The 7,605-nt window shown below is 40.6% G+C and carries 7 protein-coding genes; 1 reads left to right on the top strand and 6 read right to left on the bottom strand.

Features of this window, described 5'->3' with window-relative positions:
* Positions 1-139: 139 nt before the first annotated feature.
* Genes H5158_RS19010 through H5158_RS18985 form a run of 6 tightly spaced genes read right to left on the bottom strand, consistent with a single transcriptional unit; the run spans position 140 to position 5,061 of the window.
* Positions 140-1,525, bottom strand: coding sequence for a lipopolysaccharide assembly protein LapB (locus H5158_RS19010; RefSeq protein ID WP_182740647.1), 1,386 nt, complete (start codon positions 1,523-1,525; stop codon positions 140-142).
* A 27-nt stretch (positions 1,526-1,552) separates the two neighbouring features.
* Positions 1,553-2,215, bottom strand: coding sequence for a hypothetical protein (locus tag H5158_RS19005; RefSeq protein ID WP_182740646.1), 663 nt, complete (start codon positions 2,213-2,215; stop codon positions 1,553-1,555).
* A 1-nt stretch (position 2,216) separates the two neighbouring features.
* A complete protein-coding gene (locus H5158_RS19000) occupies positions 2,217-2,621 on the bottom strand; it encodes a biopolymer transporter ExbD (RefSeq protein WP_149983262.1) in 405 nt (134 codons plus the stop codon).
* Between the two features lie 4 nt (positions 2,622-2,625).
* A complete protein-coding gene (locus H5158_RS18995; RefSeq protein WP_145234597.1) occupies positions 2,626-2,997 on the bottom strand; it encodes a MotA/TolQ/ExbB proton channel family protein in 372 nt (123 codons plus the stop codon).
* The gene (locus H5158_RS18990; protein ID WP_149983260.1) at positions 2,990-4,300 is read right to left on the bottom strand and encodes a MotA/TolQ/ExbB proton channel family protein; all 1,311 of its coding nucleotides are present in this window, start codon (positions 4,298-4,300) and stop codon (positions 2,990-2,992) included. The genes H5158_RS18995 and H5158_RS18990 overlap by 8 nt, the downstream gene beginning before the upstream one ends.
* Positions 4,297-5,061, bottom strand: coding sequence for a DUF3450 family protein (locus H5158_RS18985; protein WP_182718358.1), 765 nt, complete (start codon positions 5,059-5,061; stop codon positions 4,297-4,299). Before H5158_RS18985 ends, H5158_RS18990 begins: the two co-directional genes overlap by 4 nt.
* Positions 5,062-5,397: 336 nt before the next feature.
* Between H5158_RS18985 and H5158_RS18980 the strand changes: the two genes are divergently transcribed.
* Complete coding sequence (locus H5158_RS18980; protein WP_182718357.1) at positions 5,398-7,578, top strand: TonB-dependent siderophore receptor; 2,181 nt, start codon at positions 5,398-5,400, stop codon at positions 7,576-7,578.
* Positions 7,579-7,605 lie beyond the last annotated feature (27 nt).

The raw sequence follows: 7,605 nt of genomic DNA, 5'->3' as shown, positions 1-7,605 counted from the left end.
CTAAATAAAGTGCTAACTGCGTTATAATTTATTCAAGTATAACAACTACATGTCGAAACTTACGCCTTGTTATCACTGTATTTATCTGTCGCTATAAATGGTCAGTAACTTAACACGATTGGTATAAATCTATTAACTATTAACCTTCTCGTTGGATCAGTCCTTCAAGAGCGCGAATGTTGGTGAGTAAGTCTTGCCTTTGTGGGTTGGCGTTAAGTGCTTTTTTAAGCTGGCTTAATGCTTCTTTGTAGTTTTTATTTTCAATTTCAATTTGCGCGAGGCCTAACCATGCAGAGAGTTGGTACTCAGGTAAAGCTTGTGCTCGTACATACATTAACCTTGCTTGTGTCAGTTGGTTTTGTTGCTGATAGATATTTGCCAGGCTTAACAGTGCATCGCCAAGATTTGGGTCGATTGTTAATGCTTTATGTAAACTCTTTTGAGCTTGTTTAAAGTTACCTTGCTCAATTGCTAGCTGAGCGGTATAAACTGAAAACTCTGCGCGGGATTGTTTTGATAACTTATTTATAAAAGGGTTTAGTTGCGAAACGAGCTGCTTGGCTAGCTGCCATTTTTTTTGTGCGATAAGCCAATTTAGGGTTTGCATACTAATCTCGCTAGCTTCTGCTATTTGAGGTGGCTGAGTGCTTGCTAATGCATTACTTAACAATTCAACAGAGCGTGAGTAGCTACCTTGTGTAAGATGAAGTTGTGCTGCAAGTAATTGATTACTTGCATTGCTAGGTGCCAGCTTTAAAGCTACTTCAATACTTGCCAAAGCTTGTTCATTGTTGTCTTGTTGTAAGGCAATTTGTGCACGTTGTAGCCAAAGCTCTGGATTGTTAGGGGATGCATTTAATAGCTCTTTTAGCAGAGCTTGGGCTTGACCTAGATCGCCTGCAGCAATTAGTGAAAATAGTAACCCTTGTTGATATTGTGCTTGCTGTGGCTCAAGCATTAATGCCTGACGATAAGCTGCAATTGCGCTCCAAGGTTGCTCAGCTTGTACATGAATATAGGCAAGTTGTGCATAGACTTGCGCATCAGCTTGGCCAAGTTCAATACAACGGGTTAGATGTGGCTGTGCTTGGTGATAATTACCTTGCTGCATATAGAGCAGACTTAAACCTTGATGAGCTTTAACTAAATCTGGCATGCTTGATAAACTTGCCTTTAACGCCTGCTCAGCTCCTGAAAACTGTTTTAAGGTTAACAAAACTTGGCCACGTAAAAGTTGTAATGCAGGGCTATCGTTACCTAATTCACGTTGCTTAAATAGATCAGCAACAGCTTGGTAGTTACCTTGTTGTAATAGTGGTTTTAGTTGCTGGGCGAAGCTGCGTTCATTAGCTTCGATTTTTATATCTGTTGGGCTCAGTAAATTATTATTGATCAGCAACTGCCAGTGTGGATCGCTTGGCTGTAGTTTTACCTGCAATGAGGTTGCTTGGCTGGCAGTCATATAAAAGGTTAATGGCACGATAGCTAAACACGTTAACCATTTTTTTGTTGTTAATCTTTTCATTGTATTTTCACTTAAATACTGGCTTTACTAAGGTTTAAATTCAATGGGCCAAATAAATCTGGCTCTCACTATTTCACCGTCTTTTTTTGGTGAACTAAACCGACTTTGCTTAATGATCTTATCTATTTCAGGCTTTAGCTCAGGGTACGGGTTTTGTATAACATCAATTAAGCTTAATCGGCCATTTTCATCGATAAAAACATCGAGCTTCACGATGAAGGTACTCACACCTTGGCGAGTTAACTTTTTAGGTAATACTGCTTTTACAGGAGTGAGTAGCGTGGGTAAACCATCTAGTTGATTTAAGCTAAAGGCATCCCAATTAACGTCGATAGATTGAAATTCAGGAGTCGCAATTGGCATATTTGCAAGGGTTGGTTTACTAAGCGAAATTTTACTTTCAATTTTTATATTAATGGCTTGAATAGTTACACCCGCACCTTCGACAACGAGGCTTTGCATCGGCTCTGTCACAGCTGATTGCGTCACGGTTGGTGGCGGAGGTGGAGGCAGTGGCACTAAAGCAACTTCGCGAACGATAACTTTGTCGTTGATAACGTGCTCAGCTATTTGGCCAAGCCAAAGTAAAACTAATGCGCATGCAAGTACCGTTAGGCTCAACATAAAAGCAAAAAACGGATGACGTTTATTCGCTATTGCAGGTTGTGATGCGAGTATATTATTTTGCATATTATTGCTGGGTCGCTAAGTTAACGGTTGCTGCACCAGCAAGTTTTGCTTCGTCTATTACTTTTACTAATAGCTCGGTTGGTACGGTTTTATCAGCTTGGATCACTACTGGTCTTTGCTGTTGTTTTAGCATTTGCTCTACGCTGCTGCGCACACCGGCCACGCCAATTTGACTACCGTCAAAGTAAACCTGCTGACTATCAGTTATGGCAAGAAAAATAACTTGTTGCTCTAATCTGCTTGCTGAGACGGCTTGCGGTTTATCAACCTCGACCCCACTTTCGCGAACGAAAACGGTGGTTACAATAAAGAAAATCAATAGTATAAATACCACATCTAATAGTGGTGACATATCAATATGATGCGCAGATTGTTGTTCTAGGCGTTGTTTTAAACGTGCTTGCATTGGCTTAGCTCGCTTGCTGTTGGATAGCACTGTTACGTGTTACGTACAGCAAGTAAGCTTGCATCAGCCATGCAGGAATTGCGCAGACTAACCCCAGTTGTGTAGTGAGTAGAGCATTACTTATCGCTTCGCTCATTAATTCGTTTTCGCCTTGCGACATCACTTTAAATGTATCGAGTAAACCAATAATGGTGCCTAATAAACCAAGTAATGGCAGCGCAGCGGTCAAAATAGAGCTGACATCGTGCCAGTAACCTTGGCGTTGCAGTTTATATTGTTTTAAATGCAGGATATCGTGCCAAATGAGCTGATAAACAAATAGCGCTAATAGGATGATAAGCCAGCAGATAAAATTATCGAACAGTTGCTCAAACATTTTTCACCTCAAGTTGACTAAGTTGCAGTGCGAACGCTTCAAGTTGGGTGTAATAGGCTTTAGCTTTACGCGATAGTAGCGCATTGAGTACTAATGCTGGTATGGCAACAACGAGGCCAAGCTCGGTAGTGATCAAAGCTTGAGCAATACCACCAGATACCACTTCTGGATCGCCTGAGCCAAATAACGTCATCATTTTGAATGTTTCAATCATGCCACTGACTGTGCCCAATAAGCCCAGTAGCGGTGCTACCGATGCTGTGATCGCGATTGCGCCAATGTAGTTATCAAGCTTGTGTTTATTATGCATCAGCTGATTAAATAACTGGTCATCTCTTATTTGTCCTATGTTGCTATCAACAGAGAGTTGAAACAGCGTTGCTTGCATTCCGCTGAAGCTGTGTTGCTCAGGTTGATTAAACGCAGTTTGTAAAGTCAGCGTCGAGACAGCTTTGATCTTACTAAGGCTAAATAATTGATATGCCTTGAATAGTGCAATTAATAATGCAAAACATGCAAATAAAATAATAGGGATTGCCCATAAGCCACCTTTTTCAAGATGTTCAACTGCACCTTCTTGTTGCGCTTGACTGGCAACTAAGCGGGTTAAACTTGGATCAAATGTTAAAGAAGCTGCGACCTTAGCTGAGTTTGTATTTACTTGTGAGTAAGCAATATCAAATGGGTTATTCTCATCACTTGATTGAACTATAGCTACTTTTGGTACTGCAACGTTAGCTGCTGATGAAAGCAGGCCGGTTAGTTTTGGCTGTGCAACACTAAACCAAGCCACGGGACCTACTTGTAATGTTGTAGCTGCGGTCAGTTCGCCATTTTTCAATACTATATTTTGTTTTTTAAACTCTGGATATAATGCCGCGGTTTGCTGCTCTATCACCGCGACTACATCATTCAAAAGTGCTTGTTGATCGTTTTTACTTTGCGCTTGCTGAGCGTATTGACGAGTAAATCGGTTGAGTAAATTTAGCCGATATTGCTGTTGTTGTTGCCAGCTATCTAAGCGTGTTTGTAGCTGGGTTAAACTCAATGTGTCTTCATCAGCTAAACGGCGATTGAGTGTCGCTTGCTCACGCTCTTTTTTAAGTGCTTGCTGTTTTTCAAATATCTGTTGTGCCATAGTTGTTTGCTGTTTGGCAATCCGCTGTTGTGCTTTATTTAAAACGCTCTGCGCCGTTTTAATATCCGTTAGCAATTGTTGTTTGGCAGCATCCGCAGTCGCGGCTGTTACTACTTGGCTAAAACTCAGTAGTGTAACAAACCAAAAAGTACAGAATCGTTTCATGGCGTCAGCTCCTTAGCTGCATAGCTAAATACAGGCAAGGTAAGCCAGTGAGCTGCTTGTTTTTTTTCTTGTACAGCGATACCGTGGGCAATTTGCTCGCCATCAATCTCAGTATCAAATTGCCATTGCCAACCTAACTCAGAAGGGAAGCCAATGCCCGCATAACTTAAATCATTACTAACAAACCATGCTTGTGCGGCACCCAAATAAAGCTGTTTTACCCATATTTCTTTACCTTCACTATTACTGATTGCCATTTCATGAATTGAAATTCGGTTTTGAAAATCAGCCAATTGGCCAAGCATTTTTAAAGCAATTTGTAGCTTTTCATTCGCATCTAGGCTTTCGTTATCTAGATCGCCAATACTTTGCCAGCTCGCCAGTAATGGGGGAGGTAATTGTACTTGCAGTGAGCGCAATTGCTGGCTGAGCTGGATTAATTGACTATTGAGCGCGTTTTCATCGGTCTCAAGCTGGCTTTGTTGTTGAATTAGCGCAGTGCGCTTTTCTGCCAGCTCAGAGGTGTTCTTTTGACGATTTTGGTTTAGCTGTTTGAGTTGTGCTTGCTCTGCATCAAGTAAGATTAATGTTTGTTGCATCGAGGTTTTTTTTTCTAGCCAATGTGTTTCTAACTCACTAGTTTGTTGTTCTATTTGTAACCACTGATTAACGAGGTTTTCAAGTTCGCTAACCGGATCAGCTAAGCTTGAGAATGAGCTTAGTAAAATAACTGCCCCAACAGATTTTATAAAACGTTGCATATGCTAAGTAATGCCCTAAAAGTAATAACCATTTACAGTACAAAGCCAAGCTCTGGCTTTAACTTTATAAAATTAAAAAACCTTGATTTTTAAGCGCTTAAACTTAATTTTTTACGCCACTCATGCCCCCAAGTTTACTGTGCATTTACAGTCGCGTTACGTAAGTTTAAAAGTGTGAAAAATAGTACAATGATTGATAAAATAATACAAGTGATAACATTTCGCATTTACATTAATATTACTCAGTGCTAGGATTCCGCCGAACTTAAATCAACGTGCTTAAATGACTTGCTACAAAAACAACGTGTTAGCAAGTTCCCTGCTAATGGAGCTAAAATGGGTAAAATGACTAATAAACGCCGAACTTATATAAAACCGCTGGCTGCTTTTGTTACCGCAACTTTATCAACTTGGGCGTCTGCTCAAGGAGCTGAAAATATACAAGAGCTATCAGTAACCAAAGCAAAAACGCAATCGGAACAAAGCTATAAAGTTGAAAAATCATCATCAATAAAGAACACCCAGCCGTTGGTTGATACTGCAAAATCAATAACGGTTATTAACAAAGCTGTGATGAAAGATAGAAATGTAGATAGTTTGCAAGATGCGTTACGTAATGTTTCGGGTATTTCATTGGCGGCGGGTGAAGGCGGTGCGCCAGCTGGTGACAGTTTATCTATTCGTGGTTTTAGTGCTGCCAATGATATTTTTATCGATGGTATTCGTGATATTGCCGGGTACGACCGTGATACTTATAACGTTGAGCAAATCGAAGTTGCAAAAGGCCCAAGTTCAGCAACAACAGGTCGAGGTTCAACGGGTGGTAGTATTAACTTAACTACAAAAACGGCGACGTTGGATGAATTTAATGATGCTTCGCTGCGTTTAGGCACAGAGAGTGATTACCGCGCGCAAATAGATAGTAACTTTAAAGTGGCTGAAACATCAGCGTTACGTGTCAATTTACTGGTTGATAAAGGGGATGTTGCTGGGCGTGATCATGTTGAAAAAGAAAAACAAGCAGTCGCTGTTTCGTTTGCGACTGGTTTAGGAACCAATAGCCGTTTTAATCTTAATGCTGATTATCAGAATCAAGATAATATGTCTGATTACGGTATTCCGTGGGTTGGTTCTAGCCCTGTTGCTGAACTTGCTGGTAGCGAAAATGCAGCGCCACCGGTGAATTTCACTAATTTTTACGGTAACGTATATCGTGATTTTGAAGATATCGAAGCGTATTCAACAACTGCAAAGTACGAGTATGACTTGTCGCAAACAACCACGCTACGTGCCCAAGGTCGCATTGGTCGTGTAGAGCGAAAAGATACAGTGACAGCGCCGCGTTTTATTGATGTAAAAACAACAACTGATATCAGAATGAGCGACGTTAAAAATCGCGATACGCGCAATGAATTGGCTACACTGCAACTTGATTTAGTTGGTGAGTACTATTTTGCTGGTGTAAAACATAATGTGGTTACTGGTGTTGAATTAACTAACGAGACATTTAGCCGTTGGAATGTGACTGCATTGGTAGCTGATAATTTAAAGAACGAACCAGCGCTGAATGACTTATACAACCCAGATGCTTATTTACCTTACACTGGTCAGTATGGTCGTGATGGCACTAGTACTGAAGCGGTTGCTAAAACCCGTGCAATTTATGCATTTGATACAATTACATTTAATGAATATTGGCAATTAACTGCGGGTTTACGTTCAGAGCAGTACGATAGCGATTATCAGTATGATTACAAGGATCCAGCATTAACGATCTCAACTAGCGATACCATGACTAGTTGGAACGCATCTGCTGTATATAAGCCAAGTCAAAATAGCAGCATTTACTTTGGTGCAGGTAACTCGTATAACCCATCGGCTGAAGGCATTGCAGTATCTACTCGTGGTAATTCAAGTGAGTTAGATCCGGAGAAGAGCCAAAGCTATGAGTTAGGCACTAAATGGAATTTACTTGATGATAAGTTGATGACCAGTGCCGCTATTTTTAGAACGGTTAAAACTAATGCGCGCGTGGATGATCCTAATAGTGATCAGCGTGGTGTTGAAGTGCTTGATGGTGAGCAACGAGTGCAAGGTTTAGAGTTGTCTGCAACAGGTATTATCACCGATGAATTAAGTATCATCGGTTCTTATAGCTATCAAGATAGCGAAGTTACTGAATCTACGGTTGATGGTGATGTTGGGCATAACTTGGCTCGAGCACCTAAAAATAGCTACAGTGTTTGGGCTCGATATGACTTTAGCGACGCGATAGCTGCAGGTTTTGGCGCACAATATATTGGTGAGCGTTATAATGGTAATTCAGCGACCAGTCGTAAAGCCGACAGTTATGTTTTGTTCGATATGATGCTTTCTTATCAAGCAACTGAGCAGTTAAGCATTCAGTTTAATGGTGAGAATTTAACGGATGAAGATTATGAAGATAAACTAGGTGGCGGACACTTTATTCCTGGTCAAGGTCGTTATTTTACACTAACGGCTAGTTATTCTTTCTAATTACAAATTAATGTTTGTTGAATAGGT

This window comes from Pseudoalteromonas sp. SR45-6, assembly GCF_014163545.1.
In the GTDB taxonomy this organism is placed as follows: Bacteria; Pseudomonadota; Gammaproteobacteria; order Enterobacterales; family Alteromonadaceae; genus Pseudoalteromonas; species Pseudoalteromonas rhizosphaerae.
The sequence above is the reverse complement of the archived record's forward strand: the minus strand, read 5'-3'. Positions and strand labels throughout refer to the sequence as shown.